Source organism: Paenibacillus sp. Pae15 (genome assembly GCF_024519685.1).
Taxonomy (GTDB): domain Bacteria; phylum Bacillota; class Bacilli; order Paenibacillales; family NBRC-103111; genus Paenibacillus_G; species Paenibacillus_G naphthalenovorans.
The window spans coordinates 12,856-30,167 of the sequence record NZ_JALJRM010000029.1; the positions used below are offsets into that span (position 1 = coordinate 12,856).

A 17,312-nucleotide genomic window follows, 5' to 3' on the forward strand; every position below is an offset into this window, starting at 1 on the left:
GACGAACGGGAAAGTACGGAAAAATGCGGGATTCTCAGAGAGGACAACCGGTGTGGGGGCATGCCGGCTGCAAGTTGTCCAATCCTCTTTATCCGGAAGTGCACCCGGGAGCTGTAAAGACGATCTGCCTGCGAGCGCTCCGGCTGCAGCGGCAGGGTAGCCTTTACCGTGACGTTCACGATACGAACGATACGAGATGGATAAGCTTCCCGGCCAATCATGGCTGCCGGGAAGAGGATTTATACTTATCCAAGCAGAGTGGAACCGCGGTATTTGAACGCCTCTGCAGCCGAAATCGGCTGCGGAGGCGTTTTTTGCGCGACGTTCTTTCTTTCGCTTGGGGGATTAGGAAAGGGAAGCGGTGAAACGATATGTTCGAACGGATGAAAGAAGACATCAATACGATCTTTGAGAACGACCCCGCGGCCAGGGGATGGTTTGAAGTCGTCTTTACTTATGCCGGTTTGCATGCGCTTTGGGCGCATCGGGTCGCGCATTGGCTTTATAAAAAAAGATGGTATACGCTGGCCCGCGTGATTTCTCAGATCAGCAGGTTTATGACGGGCATTGAGATTCACCCGGGTGCGGTTATCGGACGGAGATTTTTTATCGACCACGGCATGGGCGTCGTCATTGGAGAAACCTGCGAAATCGGCGATGACGTACTGTTGTATCATGGTGTAACGCTGGGGGGTACAGGCAAAGAGCGAGGGAAGCGCCATCCGACCATCGGCAATAATGTGGTCATTTCGGCCGGAGCCAAGGTGTTGGGTTCATTCACGGTAGGAGACAACTCCCGCATCGGCTCGAATGCGGTAGTGTTGAGCGAAGTGCCGCCGAACAGCACCGTAGTGGGAATTCCGGGACGCATCGTCAAGAGGGATGGCGTTCGTATCGGTCGGTTGGAGCATGATAAGCTTCCCGATCCGATCATCGATATGTTCAAACAGCTGCAGGAGCAGGTTGACGAGCTGAAGGCGGCGCAGCAAAGGGAGCAGAAAAGGGAACCAGTGAAAACAAAGATCGGAGGAAACGATTGAGCATGTCGCTTAAGATTTATAACACGATGACACGTACGAAAGAAAACTTTATACCGCTGGAACCGGGTAAAGTAAAAATGTATGTGTGCGGTCCGACCGTATATGATTATATTCACATCGGAAATGCCAGACCGGTTATTTTTTTCGATGTGGTTCGCCGTTATCTGGAGTCGGTAGGTTATGATGTGACGTTCATTGTGAATTTTACCGATGTGGATGACAAGCTGATCAAGAAGGCCGCGGAGATGGGCACCACCGTTCCGGAGGTGGCGGACTTGTTTGTTCAAAAGTATTATGAGGATACGGCGGGTCTGGGTGTTCGCAAAGCGACGGCGCATCCCCGCGTGACGGAGAACATGGCGGACATCATCGAGTTCATTTCGGGGCTGGTAGCCAATGATTACGCCTACGAATCCGGAGGAGACGTTTATTTTCGGACATCCAAATTTACCGAGTACGGCAAGCTTTCCCACCAAAACCTGGAGGAGCTGCAGTACGGCATTCGGGTAGACGTGGACGAGCGCAAGGAGAATCCTCAAGATTTCGTGCTTTGGAAGGCTGCGAAGCCGGGTGAAATTAGTTGGTCAAGCCCCTGGGGTGAAGGCCGCCCGGGATGGCATATCGAATGCTCGGCGTTGGTTCGTAAATATTTGGGCGAAACGATCGATATTCACGGTGGAGGCCAGGACCTGACTTTTCCGCACCATGAATGTGAAATCGCTCAATCCGAGGGATTAACCGGCCGCCGGATGGCCAATTATTGGATGCATAACGGATTTGTGAATATCAACAATGAAAAAATGTCCAAATCGCTTGGGAACGGCATTCAAGTGCATCAACTGCTCAAGGAGATGCCGGGCCAGGTGATTCGCTATTTTATGCTCTCCGGCCATTACCGTAATCCGTTGAATTTCAGCGAGGATGCGGTGGAGCAAGCAAAGGGCAGCTTAGCCCGTTTGGACAACTGTATCGCCGCTTTGAAGCACCGGCTGCAATCCGCGGAAGCGGGGGAGGCCGACGCTGCGGTCGTGGAGGCGGTCCGTGCGGCCAAGGAGCAATTTGAAGCGAAGATGAACGATGATTTCAATACGCCGGATGCAATTACGGCGGTGTTTGAGCTTGTCAGTGCCGCGAATAATTATTTGCAATCGGGACGGGTAACGTCCGGTTCCCTGGAGCTGTTCGTACAGCAGTTTGCAGCGATGGACGGCGTGTTGGGTCTATTGGCCCCGGAGGCAGAGGAATTATTGGATGAAGAGGTGGAACGGCTCATTACAGAAAGGACCGAAGCGCGAAAAGCGAAAAATTGGGCCCGCGCCGATGAAATCCGGGATCTGCTGACAGAACGCGGCATTCAACTGGAAGATACGCCTCAAGGCATCCGCTGGCGGCGGAAGTAGGGCGAGTTTATGAAATGGGACGAAATGTCGGATCAGGAGATCAAGAGCCATTTATTTTCCTTCCCGCCCGCCCGCGAACCGGGTCAGCTTCATCCGCTGGTGCTGGCGTATATGGGAGACGCCATTTACGAGGTGTTCGTGAGGCAGTATGTGGTGGCGCAAACGAATCATAAGCCTAACTACTTGCATCGGACGGCTACCCGGTATGTTTCGGCAAAATCGCAGGCGAAATCGCTGCAGCGTTGGCTGCCGCATCTCACGGAAGAGGAACAGGATGTCGTCAAGCGGGGGCGCAATGCCAAGTCCGGGACAACCGCGAAGAATGCGGATGTGTTGGAATATCGGCACAGCACCGCGTTTGAATGCCTGATCGGCTATTTGTATTACACGCAGCAATGGGAGCGGCTTCAGTATTTGATGTTGCTGTCGTTGGAGCAGGATAAATAACATTCGAAGAAGGAAAGGGGGCCTTGGGCATGGAAGAAGAATTTATCGGAGGAAAGCATTCCGTACTTGAAGCGCTGCGTTCCGGGCGGACGATCAACAAAATTTGGATTGCCGAGCAGGCGCAAAAACAGCTCGCCCAGCCGATTATTGCCGAAGCGAAGCGCAGCGGGGTGGTTGTGCAGCTGGCTGACAAGCGGAAGCTGGATCAAATGGCCTCGGGCCTGCAGCATCAAGGAATCGTCGCGCAAGTGGCGGCATATGCATACGTCGAAGTCGAGGATTTGCTTGCGAGAGCGGAGGAGCGCGGTGAGATGCCGTTCTTGCTTTTGCTTGATGAAATAGAAGATCCGCATAACCTTGGCTCCATTCTGCGTACAGCGGACTGTACCGGCGTGCACGGGGTCATTATCCCCAAAAGACGTTCCGTGGGATTGACGGCTGCCGTCTCGAAAACATCCGCGGGTGCAGTAGAGTATGTTCCGGTAGCGCGTGTGACGAATCTGGCGCAGACCATCGAGCTGCTAAAGGAGCGCGGGGTATGGGTGGCCGGAGCGGATGTCGGGGCCGAGCAGCCCGTATACCAGACGAATCTGAACCTGCCTCTGGCGATTGTGATCGGTAATGAAGGTAAAGGGATCGGCCGGTTGATTAAGGAAAAATGCGATTTTCTGCTTAAACTCCCGATGTTCGGTCAAATTAATTCGCTGAATGCCTCTGTCGCCGCATCGGTCTTCATGTATGAAGTCGTCCGGCAGCGGACGGCAGCCCGCTAGCGCGCTTACCAGCAGGGCGATGCTGCATGATACAGGAAATCTTAATCGTAGACGGATACAACATCATTGGCGACTGGCCTGAGCTTAAGGCGCTGAAAGAAATCAGGCTGGAAGAAGCGCGGGACAGGTTGATTGAGATGATGGCGGAATATCAATCGTTCTCGGGCATGAAGGTGATCGTTGTTTTTGACGCGTATTATGTGCCGGGACTTGGCGGTAAGTATGTTCAGAGCAAGCTTCCGGTTTATTACACCAAAGAAAAGGAAACGGCGGATGAACTGATCGAACGATTGGTTACGGAGCATATCGGACGGCGAAAGCAAGTATATGTGGCGACTTCGGATATGACGGAGCAGCATGTTATTTTCGGTAAAGGAGCCTTCCGCATTCCGGCCGGCGAGCTTCTCGTAAAGCTGCGGCAAGCGCGGGCCGAGATCCGGCGAAAAATTGAGGATGAAGCCGCGGGGAAGCGTAATACCTTTGATAAGCGGCTCAGTGAAGATGTTCGGGCGATGTTCGAAAAGTGGCGGCGGGAGAAGTAGCTTTGCAAATCTAGCAAGTAAAGCTTTTTCTAACGGGAATCCGGTTGACGATGGTAGATTACATAATGTATACTAGTCCTATCTTTCAAGCGTTGGGCCGGAGGGATTGTAGTGAGTGTCGACTTCAAAGAGTTGAGAATGGACGAATACGACCTCAAGGCAGACGAAGATCTTGTCGAAGCGGTCCGTGAAGGAAATAGCGATGCACTGGAGTACTTGATCAACAAGTATAAAAACTTTGTCCGCGCCAAAGCACGTTCTTATTTTTTGATCGGCGCTGACAGGGAAGACATCGTGCAGGAAGGTATGATCGGTCTCTATAAATCGATCCGCGATTTCCGCGGAGAAAAGCTCGCCTCTTTTAAAGCCTTTGCCGAACTCTGTATTACCCGCCAAATCATCACAGCGATCAAAACCGCCACGCGCCAAAAGCATATTCCTCTGAATTCTTACGTTTCGCTGGACAAGCCCATTTATGATGAAGATTCCGACCGTACACTGCTTGATGTGATCTGCGGTTCCCGGGTATCCGATCCGGAGGAGCTGATCATCAATCAAGAGGAGTTTAGCGGACTTGAAGACAAGATGGGCGAGATTTTAAGTGATCTCGAACGCAGAGTGCTGATGCTGTATTTGGACGGACGCTCCTATCAGGAGATTGCTGTTGATTTAGACCGCCATGTCAAATCGATTGACAACGCGCTTCAACGGGTAAAACGCAAGCTCGAAAGGTATTTGGAAGTACGCGATGCATAATGATTAAAGCGCCTTTTGCTTTTGTGGAGGTGCTTTTTTGCAATAAAAATAAAAACGTCCGGCAAAACTGAACAATTTCCTTTCCGCGCAAGAAAAGCGGCTGTACAAACCGCAAATGGTTCTTCACCGAAAGGGCTTCGTTCGGAAGCTTTTTTATACCCTTATCATAGAACAAATGTTCCTGAAATGCAAGGGATCCCTTTATATAAATCGGTTTAGGATTCGTTTAAGATCCGGGGCCTTGGTTAATAATGGATGTGGACGGGGACGGACAGCCAAGTGAATACATTCCTTGACACAAGTTATGTCGTGTGCTAAAGTATTTGGGTGGCCTTAATTGAAAGGCGTTTTTTTGCTGATCATATAAGGCTGTAAATCTTGAGGCTGGTCCGTAGGAGGTGTACATCATGCGGGTGATCATCACTTTAGCGTGCACAAACTGCAAGCAAAGAAACTATACATCCACTAAAAATAAGCGCAACCATCCCGACCGCATGGAGTTGAAGAAATATTGCAAGTTTTGCAATGAACAGACAGCTCATCGCGAAACGCGCTAGTTTTTTGGAGGTGTAGTTGTGTCCTTTTTGGCTAAATTGAAGCAGGGATTCGGCAATACATTTTCTTTTTTTGCGGACAGCTGGTCCGAGCTGAAAAAAGTAAAATGGCCTAGCCGTAAAGAGCTGATTAGCTACACGCTGGTCGTATTATTTACGGTCACCTTTATAACGGTGTACTTCTACGTTCTGGACCTGGGAATTTCAGAGCTGCTTCGCCTCGTGTTTCAATAATCTGGGCTGGTGGGTGGCACTATGGAAATGGAAAAAAGATGGTACGTCGTACATACCTATTCCGGGTATGAAAACAAGGTGAAGGCAAATTTGGAAAAGCGCGTCGAATCCATGGATATGAAGGACAAGATTTTTCGTGTGCTCGTTCCCATGGAAGAAGAGCTTGTGAATAAAGACGGCAAGAAGAAAACGGTTATGCGTAAAGTATATCCAGGGTATGTCCTCGTGGAGATGATCCAGACGGACGATTCGTGGTATGTCGTGCGCAACACTCCTGGGGTTACCGGGTTTGTCGGATCGACCGGTTCGGGTTCGAAGCCGACGCCGCTGCTTCCCGAGGAAGTGGATGCGATTCTCAAGCACATGGGTATGGAAGAGCCGAAGCCGAAGATCGATTTCGAGCTCAAAGAAACCGTACGCGTAAAAGTTGGGCCGTTTGCCAATTTTGTCGGTTCCGTAGAAGAAATTCTGCTCGACAAAAGCAAGCTGAAGGTTCATGTCAACATGTTCGGCAGAGAGACGCCGTTGGAGCTTGACTATAATCAGGTGGAAAAGCTTTAACCGTTGTAAGCGAAATTCTGCCATACTACGGGCGAGGAGGTGTACACAACAATGGCGAAAAAGGTTATTAAAATGGTGAAATTGCAGGTCCCTGCAGGAAAAGCGAATCCGGCTCCGCCGATCGGTCCTGCTCTTGGTCAAGCCGGTGTTAATATCATGGCGTTCTGTAAAGAATTTAATGCTCGCACGGCCGATCAAGCAGGTCTCATCATTCCGGTAGAAATTACGGTATTCGAGGACCGTTCCTTCACGTTCGTTACCAAAACGCCTCCAGCTGCCGTATTGCTGCGGGTGGCTGCAGGGATCGAAAAAGGTTCCGGCGAACCGAACAAGAAGAAAGTTGCAACCGTTAATCGTGCGAAAATTCGTGAAATTGCCGAGCAAAAAATGCCTGACCTGAACGCGGCATCCATCGAGGCTGCTATGCGTATGGTGGAAGGTACGGCTCGCAGCATGGGCGTTGCAATCGTAGACTAATCCATGCTTCCGGCTCCCGGTTATAACGGAGGAGCCAACCAAGTGGGAGGATATTCCGCTAATACCACATAGGAGGATAAGACAGTGGCTAAACACGGCAAGAAATACTTGGAAGCTGCCAAGCAAATCGACGCTGACGCTTTTTACGAGCCGCTCGAGGCGATCGAGCTCGTGAAGAAGACAGCGCGCGCCAAATTCGACGAAACCGTTGAAGTGGCTGTACGTTTGGGCGTAGACCCTAGAAAACAAGACCAAGCCGTTCGCGGTGTGGTTGTATTGCCTCACGGCACAGGTAAAACAAAACGCGTTCTTGTATTCGCCAAAGGCGAAAAAGCCAAAGAAGCGGAAGCGGCAGGAGCCGATTTCGTTGGCGATCAAGACATGATCAACAAGATCCAGCAAGGCTGGTTCGACTTCGATGTCTGCGTAGCTACGCCAGACATGATGAGCGAAGTGGGTAAGCTCGGCCGTATCTTGGGTGGTAAAGGTTTGATGCCGAATCCGAAAGCGGGTACCGTTACGTTCGACGTGGCGAAAGCCGTTCAGGAGATCAAGGCTGGTAAAATCGAATACCGTCTGGATAAAGCCGGACAAATTCACGCGCCGATCGGAAAAGTTTCCTTCGAAGCCGAGAAGCTTGCTGAAAATTTCAAAGCTTTGATTGATGCGCTGAACAGAGCGAAACCGGCCGCAGCTAAAGGGGTATACCTGAAGAACATCGCGGTATCCTCGACAATGGGTCCGAGCGCTCGTGTGAACGCTGCAGCTCTTAGATAGGAGTAGCCTTGGTATTTGACTTTCCAGGTCATCCATGCTAACCTGTTCTAAGTCTAACAAACGAATATGCTTACCGTAGACAGCAGGTGCTCCTACCCATGGGCTTAATTTCCTGCCGAGGTGTTATGATATAAATTCGGTATTCTTTGCTTAACAGCTCAAGAATATGTGAATCATCATGCCTTCGCTTTCGTCTGCGAAGGCATTTTCGCTTTTATGCGGACCTTGCCTTGGCGGAGATGGCGAGAAACGGAATGAGCGGCCTCGGGCGGACTTTGTTTACGAGTTAAGTTTACGAAGCAGTTTTCTCACGAAAACTTATAGCTTATGCTTACGATGCAAGCTTTCCTGCAGAAAGCTCTTAGGAGGTGCAAAAATGGCAAACGCAAAAATTATCGAGCAAAAAGCTCAACAGGTTACGGTTGTAGCCGAAAAGCTGAAAGAAAGCTCTTGTTCCATCGTTGCCGATTACCGCGGCTTGAACGTTGCCCAAGTAACGGAGCTTCGCAAACAATTGCGTGAAGCTGGTGTGGAATTCCAAGTGTTGAAAAATACTTTGGTACGCCGTGCTACGGCGAATGCGGAACTGTCTGAACTGGATGAGTATTTGACTGGTCCTACTGCGATCGCATTCAGCAAAGAAGATGTCGTGGCTCCGGCTAAAATTTTGGCGGAGTTCGCTAAGAAGAACGAAAACCTGAACATTAAAGCAGGCGTTGTAGAAGGTAAAGTGGTTGATATCAACCAAATCAAGGCGCTGGCTGAGCTTCCGTCCAGAGAAGGTCTTCTGTCCATGTTGCTCAGCGTGCTTCAAGCTCCGATTCGCAACTTCGCCCTTGCGGTTAAGGCTGTATCCGATAAGCAAGAAGGCGGCGCACAAGAAGCGTAATCTTTTTAAAAAAACGATCTAAATATAAACGGAGGTTTAAACCATGAGCAAAGAGCAAATTTTGGAAGCCATTAAAGGCATGACAGTATTGGAACTGAACGATCTGGTTAAAGCAATCGAAGAAGAGTTTGGCGTAACGGCGGCTGCTCCTGTGGCAGTAGTAGCAGGCGGCGGCGCTGCAGAAGCGCAAGAGCAATCCGAATTCGACGTTATCCTGGCAAGCGCAGGCGCGTCCAAAATCAACGTAATCAAAGTGGTTCGCGAAATTACAGGCCTTGGCTTGAAAGAAGCAAAAGACCTCGTAGACGGCGCACCGAAGCCGTTGAAAGAAAAAGTTTCCAAGGAAGAAGCTGAATCCATCAAAGCTAAGCTGGAAGAAGCAGGCGCTTCCGTAGAAGTGAAGTAATTTCAAAGGTCAAGCACCCCTTGAAGAGGCGATTCTCTCAAGGGGTTTTCCTTTTCAATACAGCAAACAGGGAGGTGGCCGAACGTGTCGGAACATTACTATTCCAGAAAACCCAGCGTTGAACATGACCTGCACACCATTGAAGAGACGATGCGTGGACGCAGGTTCATTTTTGTAACGGATGCCGGGGTGTTCTCAAAAAAGGGGGTTGATTACGGATCGAAGCTGCTCGTGGAAACGGTGGCGCTTCCCGTCGATGCCCGGATTCTTGATGTGGGCTGCGGTTACGGGCCGATTGGACTGACGGCTGCCGTGCTGGCGCACAAGGGTACGGTCACCATGGTGGACATCAATGAACGCGCTGTTGCGTTAGCCAAGCACAATGCCGATCGGAACGGCCTGGACAATGTAGAAATACTGCAAAGTGACCTGTTATCGGAGTTGAAGGGCCGGTCGTTTGATGTGGTGCTGACCAATCCTCCGATCCGGGCCGGCAAAGAAACGGTTCACCGTATTTTCGAGCAGGCGCATGAAGCACTTGTACCGGGCGGCGCTCTTTGGGTCGTTATTCAGAAGAAACAAGGCGCCCCGTCGGCTTATAGCAAATTGGAGTCTCTCTATAGCCGTGTAGAACAGGTGGAACGGAGTAAAGGCTACTGGATTATCAAGGCTGCGAAATGATTTTGATGCGCTGGAAAAATGTTGACTTGAATTTTGGGATGTGATATTATATTAAAATGTCAGTATTATGGTCATGCTTTTTCTCTTTAGTTTACTAAAATGTCAAGATATTTTTTTCATGCTGGGATGAATAAGATTTTATCATTTGACGTATAATGTTTAAATTTTAGGTAAACCCTACAAGGTGTGAAGAAAATTATGGTAAAATGGGGAAAAAGTCACCTGTTCGTTGTACGATTCGTGCATCGTAATAACAAGCTTCCTTAAGAAGTTTATCTTCGTGCAGTATTTACTCGAGAAGGCTTCCCAAAGAGGCTTTTATTTTGTTCTATTGAGTAGACATGAGGGGTGAATCTAAGTTGGCGGGACATCTTGTTCAATTAGGTCGACGTAAACGCAGGTCGTACGCGCGGATTCATGAGGTGTTGGAAGTTCCAAACCTGATTGAAATCCAACAAAAATCATATCAGTGGTTTTTGGATGAAGGGTTGCGTGAAATGTTTCAAGATATTTCCCCAATCCAAGATTTTACGGGGAATTTGGTGTTGGAATTTATCGACTACAGTTTGGGAGAGCCAAAGTATTCAGTGGATGAATCCAAAGAACGCGACGTCACCTTCGCTGCACCGCTTCGTGTGAAAGTACGTTTGATCAATAAAGAGACTGGCGAAGTCAAGGAGCAGGAAGTCTTTATGGGCGATTTCCCTCTGATGACCGAAACGGGTACTTTTATTATCAACGGCGCTGAACGGGTTATTGTCAGTCAGCTGGTTCGTTCCCCGAGCGTCTATTTTAGTACGAAAGTCGATAAAAACGGTAAAAAGGCTTATACCGCTACCGTGATTCCGAACCGCGGCGCTTGGCTTGAATTGGAAACGGATGCGAAGGATATCATCTATGTGCGTATTGACCGTACAAGAAAAATCCCTGTAACCGTACTGCTTCGTGCACTCGGCTTCGGTACCGACGCGGAAATCATAGACCTGCTTGGTGACGATGAATATATCCGCAATACGTTGGACAAGGATAACACCGATTCGACGGACAAGGCGTTGATTGAAATTTACGAGCGTCTTCGCCCGGGCGAGCCGCCGACGCTGGATAATGCGAGAAGCTTGCTGATCGCCAGATTCTTCGATCCGAAGCGTTACGATCTTGCCAATGTTGGACGGTACAAAATCAACAAAAAGCTGCATATCAAAAATCGTCTGTTCAATCAACGTCTGGCTGAGACCCTTGTTAATCCGGAAACAGGCGAGATTATTGCAGAAGCTGGACAACAGCTTGACCGCCGTTTGCTCGACACGATTATTCCTTATCTGGAAGACAACGTCGGCTTCAAAGAATATTCGGTCGCTAACGGCGTAACTGAAACAGATAAGATTACGCTGCAGCACATTAACGTCTACTCCCCGATTGAAGACGGGAAAGTGGTTAAAGTCATCGCCAACGGGAAAATTGACAAGTCGGTGAAGAACATTACGCCGGCTGATATCATTGCATCGATCAACTATTTCATTAACTTGCTGCATGGGATCGGCAGCACCGATGATATCGATCATCTGGGTAACCGTCGCTTGCGTTCCGTGGGAGAGCTTTTGCAGAACCAGTTCCGCATTGGCCTGTCCCGGATGGAGCGCGTGGTACGCGAGCGGATGTCGATTCAGGATGTGAACACGATCACCCCGCAGCAATTGATCAATATACGTCCGGTCATCGCTTCGATCAAGGAGTTCTTCGGAAGCTCCCAGCTGTCGCAGTTTATGGACCAGACGAACCCGCTTGCCGAACTGACGCACAAACGCCGCCTGTCCGCTCTTGGACCCGGTGGTTTGACGCGGGAACGCGCAGGTTTTGAAGTGCGGGACGTCCATCACTCCCACTATGGGCGGATGTGTCCGATTGAGACGCCGGAAGGACCGAACATCGGTTTGATTAACTCACTTTCCACGTTCGCGCGTGTGAATGAATTCGGCTTTATTGAAGCGCCCTACCGGCGTGTTGACCCGAATACCGGCATAGTTACGGATGAGATCGCTTATTTGACGGCCGATGAAGAAGATAATTACGTGGTCGCGCAGGCGAATGCCGAGTTGACCGAGGACGGCAGATTTGCGAATGATAACGTCATTGTCCGTTACAAGGACGATATTCTGACGCTTCCTAAAGAGCGTGTCGATTACATGGACGTTTCCCCTAAGCAAGTTGTATCGGTAGCGACGGCGCTTATTCCATTTTTGGAAAACGACGACTCCAACCGTGCTCTCATGGGTTCGAACATGCAGCGTCAAGCCGTTCCGCTTCTTATCCCTAAGGCGCCGCTTGTCGGTACGGGGATGGAGCATAAGGCGGCCAAGGACTCGGGTGTATGCGTCGTTTCCAAGGTGAACGGTGTGGTAGAACGGGTGACGGCTAACGAGATCTGGGTACGCCGTCAGGAAGTAGTGGACGGCCGCCTGGTGAACGGAGACATCGTTAAACATAAATTGCACAAGTTTTTGCGCTCCAATCAAGGAACATGTATTAACCAACGTCCGATTTGCCATAAAGGCGAGCAAGTGCGCGTAGGAGATATCCTCGCCGATGGTCCGTCGACGGAGATGGGTGAGCTTGCGCTCGGGCGGAACGTAGTGGTTGCCTTTATGACATGGGAAGGCTACAACTACGAGGACGCGATATTGCTTAGTGAAAAACTGGTGAAGGAAGACGTCTATACTTCCATTCACATTGAAGAATATGAGTCTGAAGCCCGGGATACGAAGCTCGGACCGGAGGAAATCACCCGTGATATTCCGAACGTCGGGGAAGATGCGCTGAAAAATCTCGATGAGCGCGGAATTATCCGCGTCGGTGCCGAGATCGCGGCAGGCGACATTCTGGTGGGCAAAGTAACGCCAAAAGGGGTTACGGAGCTGACCGCGGAAGAACGTTTGCTTCATGCGATTTTCGGTGAAAAAGCCCGTGAAGTTCGCGATACTTCGCTTCGTGTGCCGCACGGTACCGATGGTATCGTAGTCGACGTGAAAGTATTTACCCGTGAGAACGGCGACGAACTGCCTCCTGGCGTAAACCAGCTGGTGCGCGTCTACATCGCCCAGAAGCGGAAAATTTCCGAAGGCGACAAGATGGCGGGACGTCACGGAAACAAAGGGGTTATCGCACGGATTTTACCGGAAGAGGACATGCCGTTCCTGCCGGACGGCACGCCAGTTGAAGTTGTGCTGAACCCGCTTGGCGTTCCTTCCCGGATGAACATCGGACAGGTGCTGGAAGTTCACTTGGGGATGGCTGCCAAGTATCTCGGTATCCATACGGCAACGCCGGTATTCGACGGTGCTAATGAATACGACGTGTTCGATACGATGGAAGAGGCCGGCATGCAGCGTAACGGCAAGACGATCCTGTACGACGGCAGAACCGGTGAACCGTTTGAGCGAGAGGTAACGGTAGGCGTCATGTATATGATCAAGCTGGCTCACATGGTCGATGATAAAATCCATGCGCGTTCGACAGGGCCGTACTCGCTCGTTACGCAGCAGCCGCTGGGCGGTAAAGCTCAGTTCGGCGGACAGCGGTTTGGCGAGATGGAGGTATGGGCGCTCGAGGCTTATGGTGCAGCTTATACCCTGCAGGAGATTTTGACTGTGAAATCCGACGACGTGGTAGGACGCGTCAAAACGTATGAGTCGATTGTTAAAGGTGAGAATGTTCCGGAGCCTGGCGTACCGGAATCCTTCAAGGTATTGATCAAAGAGCTTCAAAGCTTGGGTATGGATGTGAAAATCTTGTCCGAGAATGAAGAAGAGATCGAAATGAAGGAAATCGACGATGAGGATGAGGTAACAAGCGATAAGCTTAACCTTAACCTTGAAGGCGCGGAAATGGGAGTCGAGTAATCTATTGGGCCAGGCGTAAGCCACGGGTGTATGAAGCGTACAGACAGCACATTCTTACAACGGATGCTTCCGGTGTAGATTTGCCCACACAAACTTGGAGGAGGGTTGCTCCTTGATCGACGTCAACAATTTTGAATTCATGAAAATCGGATTGGCTTCCCCCGACAAAATCCGTTCATGGTCCAGAGGCGAAGTGAAAAAGCCGGAGACGATCAACTACAGGACGCTGAAACCTGAAAAAGAAGGCTTGTTCTGTGAGAAAATATTTGGTCCGACCAAGGATTGGGAATGTCATTGCGGTAAATATAAACGGGTTCGTTACAAAGGCGTTGTCTGTGACCGCTGCGGCGTAGAAGTTACGCGTCAAAAAGTGCGCCGCGAGCGCATGGGTCACATCGAGCTTGCAGCACCGGTTTCACATATCTGGTATTTCAAAGGAATTCCAAGCCGTATGGGGCTTGCGCTCGACATGTCTCCGCGGTCTCTGGAAGAGATCATCTACTTTGCTTCCTATGTCGTAACTGATCCTGGAGATACGCCGCTGGAGAAAAAACAGCTTCTCTCCGAGAAGGAATACCGCAGCTATCGGGAAAAATACGGCTATGCATTCCAAGCCGGTATGGGCGCGGAAGCGGTGAAGAAGCTGCTTCAAGACATCGACATCGAGAAAGAAGTCGATATGCTGAAGGAAGAGCTGAAAACCGCTCAAGGTCAACGCCGTAACCGTGCCATTAAACGTCTTGAGGTTATGGAAGCATTCCGTAACTCCAAAAATATGCCGGAGTGGATGGTGCTCGACGTACTGCCGGTTATCCCTCCGGAGCTTCGTCCGATGGTTCAGCTTGACGGGGGGCGCTTTGCGACCTCTGACTTGAACGATTTATACCGCCGTGTCATCAACCGGAACAACCGTCTGAAACGTCTGCTTGATCTGGGCGCTCCTGATATTATCGTGCAGAACGAAAAGCGGATGCTTCAGGAAGCGGTTGACGCGCTTATTGATAACGGCCGCCGCGGCCGTCCCGTAACGGGACCGGGTAATCGTCCGCTCAAATCCCTCAGCCACATGCTGAAGGGTAAACAGGGGCGTTTCCGTCAAAACCTGCTGGGTAAGCGGGTTGACTACTCCGGCCGTTCCGTTATCGTGGTGGGACCGAGTCTCAAAATGTATCAGTGCGGACTTCCAAAGGAAATGGCATTGGAATTGTTTAAGCCTTTCGTCATGAAAGAGCTTGTGAATAAAGGTCTTGCGCATAACATTAAGAGCGCAAAACGCAAAGTGGAACGCGTTAGTCCTGAAGTATGGGATGTTCTTGAGGAAGTCATCAAGGAACACCCGGTTCTGCTGAACCGTGCTCCCACGCTTCACCGTTTGGGCATTCAGGCGTTCGAGCCGATTCTGGTTGAAGGCCGGGCGATCAAGCTGCATCCGCTTGTTTGTACGGCATATAACGCCGACTTTGACGGAGACCAGATGGCCGTTCACGTTCCGTTGTCTGCAGAAGCCCAGGCGGAAGCCCGCGTGCTGATGCTCGCAGCAGGCAATATTCTCAACCCAAAAGACGGCAAACCGGTTGTTACGCCGTCGCAGGACATGGTTTTGGGAAGCTTCTACTTAACGACGGAAAACAAGGAAGCCAAAGGCTCCGGTACGATTATTCGTTCGATTGAAGAAGCCGTGTCGCTCTACCACCGCGGAGATGCGGCTCTGCATGCGCGCGTGGCGATTCCGGCCAAGGCTTTGAAAAAAACCAGCTTTACGCCGGAACAAGAAAAGGCCATGCTGATCACAACGATCGGTAAAATTATCTTCAATGAGATTTATCCGCCGGACTTCCCATACATTAATGAAGCGACGAAAGCGAATTTGCTGAACGGACCTTCAAACGATTATTTCGTGTTCGAGAAAGGCGTGGATCTTCGCAAGAAAATGGCGGAGCTGCCTGAAACGAAAGCGGTCGGAAAAGATTACCTTGGCACGATCATTGCAGAATGCTTCCGCCGTTACCATACGACACAAACGTCGATCACGCTGGATAATATCAAGCAGCTTGGATTTACTTACTCTACGCGTGCCGGTATCACCATTGCCGTAGCGGATGTGACGGTTCCGAAGGAGAAAGATGAAATCCTTAGAGAATCCGACGAAAAAGTTCGTGTGGTTACGAATCAATATCGCCGCGGTTTAATTACAGACGATGAACGCTACGACCGCGTTATCGCGATCTGGAGCAAGGCCAAGGATGAAATTACCGATATTTTGATGAAGTCGCTTGATAAATATAATTCCATCAATATGATGGTGGAATCCAAAGCACGGGGTAACAAATCGCAAATTACCCAGCTTGGCGGAATGCGCGGTCTGATGGCTAACCCGTCCGGTAAAATCATCGAGCTTCCGATCAAGTCCAATTTCCGCGAAGGGTTGACCGTATTGGAGTACTTTATCTCCACTCACGGTGCACGGAAAGGTTTGGCCGATACCGCACTTCGTACGGCGGACTCGGGTTACTTGACCCGCCGTCTGGTAGACGTGGCTCAAGACGTAATTGTTCGTGAAGAAGATTGCGGTACGGATAAAGGGTTCCTCGTCAGCAGAATCCAGGATGGTAAAGAAGTCATCGAAGATCTGTATGACCGAATCGAAGGACGGTACTCCTTTGAAACGATTCGTCATCCGCAAACAGGTGAGATTATTATTAACCGTAACGAGCTGATTGAAGCACATATTGCCGACCAAATTATAGCAGCCGGTATTGAGAAGGTACAAATCCGTTCCGTACTCAGCTGCCGTTCCAGACACGGCGTCTGCAAAAAGTGCTACGGCCGTAATCTGGCGACCGGCAAACATGTAGAAATCGGCGAAGCGGTAGGTATTATCGCGGCGCAATCCATCGGTGAACCAGGAACGCAGCTTACCATGCGTACGTTCCATACCGGGGGCGTTGCGGGCGACGACATCACGCAAGGTTTGCCGCGGATTCAGGAGCTCTTCGAAGCTCGTAATCCAAAAGGGCAAGCGATAATTTCTGAAATTGACGGTGTGATTAAAGAAATCCGTGAAGCGAAGGATCGTCGTGAGATTGAGGTTCAAGGCGAAGCTGAATCGAAAGTATATTCCGTACCTTACGGCTCCCGGATTCGCGTCACAGTGAACCAGACCGTAGAGGCCGGAGATGAGCTGACGGAAGGCTCGATCGATCCGAAGGAAATGCTGCGCATTAAAGGGATCCGCGGCGTGCAGAACTACATTTTACAGGAAGTTCAGCGCGTATACCGGAACCAAGGGGTGGAAATCAACGACAAGCACGTCGAAGTGATGATCCGCCAAATGCTGCGTAAAATTCGCATCGTCGATGCCGGAAATACGACTCTGCTTCCGGGATCCTTTGTGGACATTCATGAGTACGAAGAAGCGAACAAAGTGGCGCTTTTCGCCAATGAGGAACCTGCTGTTGCCAAACCGGTGCTTCTGGGTATTACCAAAGCATCGCTCGAAACAGATTCCTTCCTCTCTGCGGCATCGTTCCAGGAAACGACTCGTGTCCTGACGGATGCGGCGATTAAAGGAAAAGTCGACCAGCTGCTCGGTTTGAAGGAGAATGTGATCATCGGTAAACTGATACCGGCAGGTACGGGGATGGCAAGATACCGTAACATCCGCATTACAGATCCGAACGCAGAGCCAAGGGATGAAGAGTTGACTGAAGCAGAAGCGGTAACCGTAGAGTAACGAAGAAGACCCGGCGCTTGCCTTCAAAGTATGGATTGTAAAATCTTTTTGAAGGCAAGCGTCCATTCTTGACACGGTAAAACCGAGATGCTAATATATCAAAGTGTGCCATTTTCTAAGCCTAGTCACCTGTCCTTTTGGAGGAT

At 50.3% G+C, this 17,312-nt stretch carries 17 protein-coding genes and 1 other annotated feature; all 17 genes read left to right on the forward strand.

All coding sequences use genetic code 11. From position 1 onward, the window contains the following. Positions 1-23 precede the first annotated feature (23 nt). The 17 genes from NR121_RS20055 to rpoC all read left to right on the forward strand — a co-directional run bounded on the left by NR121_RS20055 (position 24) and on the right by rpoC (position 17,166). Positions 24-365, forward strand: coding sequence for a hypothetical protein (locus NR121_RS20055; RefSeq protein WP_256831834.1), 342 nt, complete (start codon positions 24-26; stop codon positions 363-365). 6 nt (positions 366-371) lie between these two features. Then, positions 372-1,040, forward strand: a complete 669-nt coding sequence (gene cysE, locus NR121_RS20060) for a serine O-acetyltransferase (protein ID WP_174351241.1) — start codon at positions 372-374, stop codon at positions 1,038-1,040. A 2-nt stretch (positions 1,041-1,042) separates the two neighbouring features. After that, positions 1,043-2,440 (forward strand): cysteine--tRNA ligase, encoded by a 1,398-nt coding sequence (gene cysS / locus NR121_RS20065; RefSeq protein WP_137671166.1) that lies wholly within the window; start codon positions 1,043-1,045, stop codon positions 2,438-2,440. 9 nt (positions 2,441-2,449) lie between these two features. Then, positions 2,450-2,887 carry a Mini-ribonuclease 3 gene (locus NR121_RS20070; protein ID WP_054818700.1) on the forward strand — a complete coding sequence of 146 codons (438 nt, stop codon included), beginning with the start codon at positions 2,450-2,452 and terminating at the stop codon, positions 2,885-2,887. Between the two features lie 29 nt (positions 2,888-2,916). After that, on the forward strand, positions 2,917-3,660 hold the full coding sequence (rlmB, locus tag NR121_RS20075; RefSeq protein WP_054818740.1) for a 23S rRNA (guanosine(2251)-2'-O)-methyltransferase RlmB: 744 nt from the start codon (positions 2,917-2,919) through the stop codon (positions 3,658-3,660). 26 nt (positions 3,661-3,686) lie between these two features. After that, entirely contained in the window at positions 3,687-4,202 is a 516-nt protein-coding gene (locus NR121_RS20080) for an NYN domain-containing protein (RefSeq protein ID WP_062410366.1), read from the forward strand. A gap of 111 nt (positions 4,203-4,313) precedes the next feature. After that, positions 4,314-4,958 carry an RNA polymerase sporulation sigma factor SigH gene (sigH, locus tag NR121_RS20085; protein ID WP_054818701.1) on the forward strand — a complete coding sequence of 215 codons (645 nt, stop codon included), beginning with the start codon at positions 4,314-4,316 and terminating at the stop codon, positions 4,956-4,958. A gap of 407 nt (positions 4,959-5,365) precedes the next feature. Continuing rightward, the gene (rpmG, locus tag NR121_RS20090; RefSeq protein ID WP_025851018.1) at positions 5,366-5,515 is read left to right on the forward strand and encodes a 50S ribosomal protein L33; all 150 of its coding nucleotides are present in this window, start codon (positions 5,366-5,368) and stop codon (positions 5,513-5,515) included. A gap of 18 nt (positions 5,516-5,533) precedes the next feature. Then, positions 5,534-5,746: a preprotein translocase subunit SecE gene (gene secE, locus NR121_RS20095; protein ID WP_062410367.1), complete on the forward strand. Its 213-nt coding sequence runs from the start codon at positions 5,534-5,536 to the stop codon at positions 5,744-5,746. Between the two features lie 27 nt (positions 5,747-5,773). Further along, positions 5,774-6,307, forward strand: coding sequence for a transcription termination/antitermination protein NusG (gene nusG / locus NR121_RS20100; protein WP_054818741.1), 534 nt, complete (start codon positions 5,774-5,776; stop codon positions 6,305-6,307). Positions 6,308-6,358: 51 nt separating this feature from the next. Then, the gene (gene rplK / locus NR121_RS20105; protein WP_062410368.1) at positions 6,359-6,784 is read left to right on the forward strand and encodes a 50S ribosomal protein L11; all 426 of its coding nucleotides are present in this window, start codon (positions 6,359-6,361) and stop codon (positions 6,782-6,784) included. Positions 6,785-6,868: 84 nt separating this feature from the next. Continuing rightward, positions 6,869-7,561 carry a 50S ribosomal protein L1 gene (rplA, locus tag NR121_RS20110; RefSeq protein WP_062410369.1) on the forward strand — a complete coding sequence of 231 codons (693 nt, stop codon included), beginning with the start codon at positions 6,869-6,871 and terminating at the stop codon, positions 7,559-7,561. Between the two features lie 55 nt (positions 7,562-7,616). Then, positions 7,617-7,781 (forward strand) — a sequence feature (ribosomal protein L10 leader region). Positions 7,782-7,937: 156 nt separating this feature from the next. After that, positions 7,938-8,450 (forward strand): 50S ribosomal protein L10, encoded by a 513-nt coding sequence (gene rplJ, locus NR121_RS20115; protein ID WP_054818704.1) that lies wholly within the window; start codon positions 7,938-7,940, stop codon positions 8,448-8,450. Positions 8,451-8,493: 43 nt separating this feature from the next. After that, on the forward strand, positions 8,494-8,856 hold the full coding sequence (gene rplL / locus NR121_RS20120; RefSeq protein WP_054818705.1) for a 50S ribosomal protein L7/L12: 363 nt from the start codon (positions 8,494-8,496) through the stop codon (positions 8,854-8,856). Between the two features lie 84 nt (positions 8,857-8,940). Beyond that, complete coding sequence (locus tag NR121_RS20125) at positions 8,941-9,537, forward strand: class I SAM-dependent methyltransferase (protein WP_074729640.1); 597 nt, start codon at positions 8,941-8,943, stop codon at positions 9,535-9,537. A gap of 341 nt (positions 9,538-9,878) precedes the next feature. Then, a complete protein-coding gene (gene rpoB, locus NR121_RS20130; RefSeq protein ID WP_171006031.1) occupies positions 9,879-13,433 on the forward strand; it encodes a DNA-directed RNA polymerase subunit beta in 3,555 nt (1,184 codons plus the stop codon). A 112-nt stretch (positions 13,434-13,545) separates the two neighbouring features. After that, positions 13,546-17,166, forward strand: coding sequence for a DNA-directed RNA polymerase subunit beta' (gene rpoC / locus NR121_RS20135; RefSeq protein ID WP_062410372.1), 3,621 nt, complete (start codon positions 13,546-13,548; stop codon positions 17,164-17,166). Positions 17,167-17,312: the final 146 nt, after the last annotated feature.

What these genes read in the sequence shown, in the direction of transcription:
- NR121_RS20055 (WP_256831834.1), top strand. Translation starts at nt 24, where the DNA reads ATGCGGGATTCTCAGAGAGGACAACCGGTGTGGGGGCATGCCGGCTGC.
- rplL (WP_054818705.1), top strand. Translation starts at nt 8,494, where the DNA reads ATGAGCAAAGAGCAAATTTTGGAAGCCATTAAAGGCATGACAGTATTG.
- rplK (WP_062410368.1), top strand. Translation starts at nt 6,359, where the DNA reads ATGGCGAAAAAGGTTATTAAAATGGTGAAATTGCAGGTCCCTGCAGGA.
- cysE (WP_174351241.1), top strand. Translation starts at nt 372, where the DNA reads ATGTTCGAACGGATGAAAGAAGACATCAATACGATCTTTGAGAACGAC.
- NR121_RS20070 (WP_054818700.1), top strand. Translation starts at nt 2,450, where the DNA reads ATGAAATGGGACGAAATGTCGGATCAGGAGATCAAGAGCCATTTATTT.
- NR121_RS20080 (WP_062410366.1), top strand. Translation starts at nt 3,687, where the DNA reads ATGATACAGGAAATCTTAATCGTAGACGGATACAACATCATTGGCGAC.
- nusG (WP_054818741.1), top strand. Translation starts at nt 5,774, where the DNA reads ATGGAAAAAAGATGGTACGTCGTACATACCTATTCCGGGTATGAAAAC.
- cysS (WP_137671166.1), top strand. Translation starts at nt 1,043, where the DNA reads ATGTCGCTTAAGATTTATAACACGATGACACGTACGAAAGAAAACTTT.
- rplJ (WP_054818704.1), top strand. Translation starts at nt 7,938, where the DNA reads ATGGCAAACGCAAAAATTATCGAGCAAAAAGCTCAACAGGTTACGGTT.
- rpmG (WP_025851018.1), top strand. Translation starts at nt 5,366, where the DNA reads ATGCGGGTGATCATCACTTTAGCGTGCACAAACTGCAAGCAAAGAAAC.
- rlmB (WP_054818740.1), top strand. Translation starts at nt 2,917, where the DNA reads ATGGAAGAAGAATTTATCGGAGGAAAGCATTCCGTACTTGAAGCGCTG.
- rpoB (WP_171006031.1), top strand. Translation starts at nt 9,879, where the DNA reads ATGAGGGGTGAATCTAAGTTGGCGGGACATCTTGTTCAATTAGGTCGA.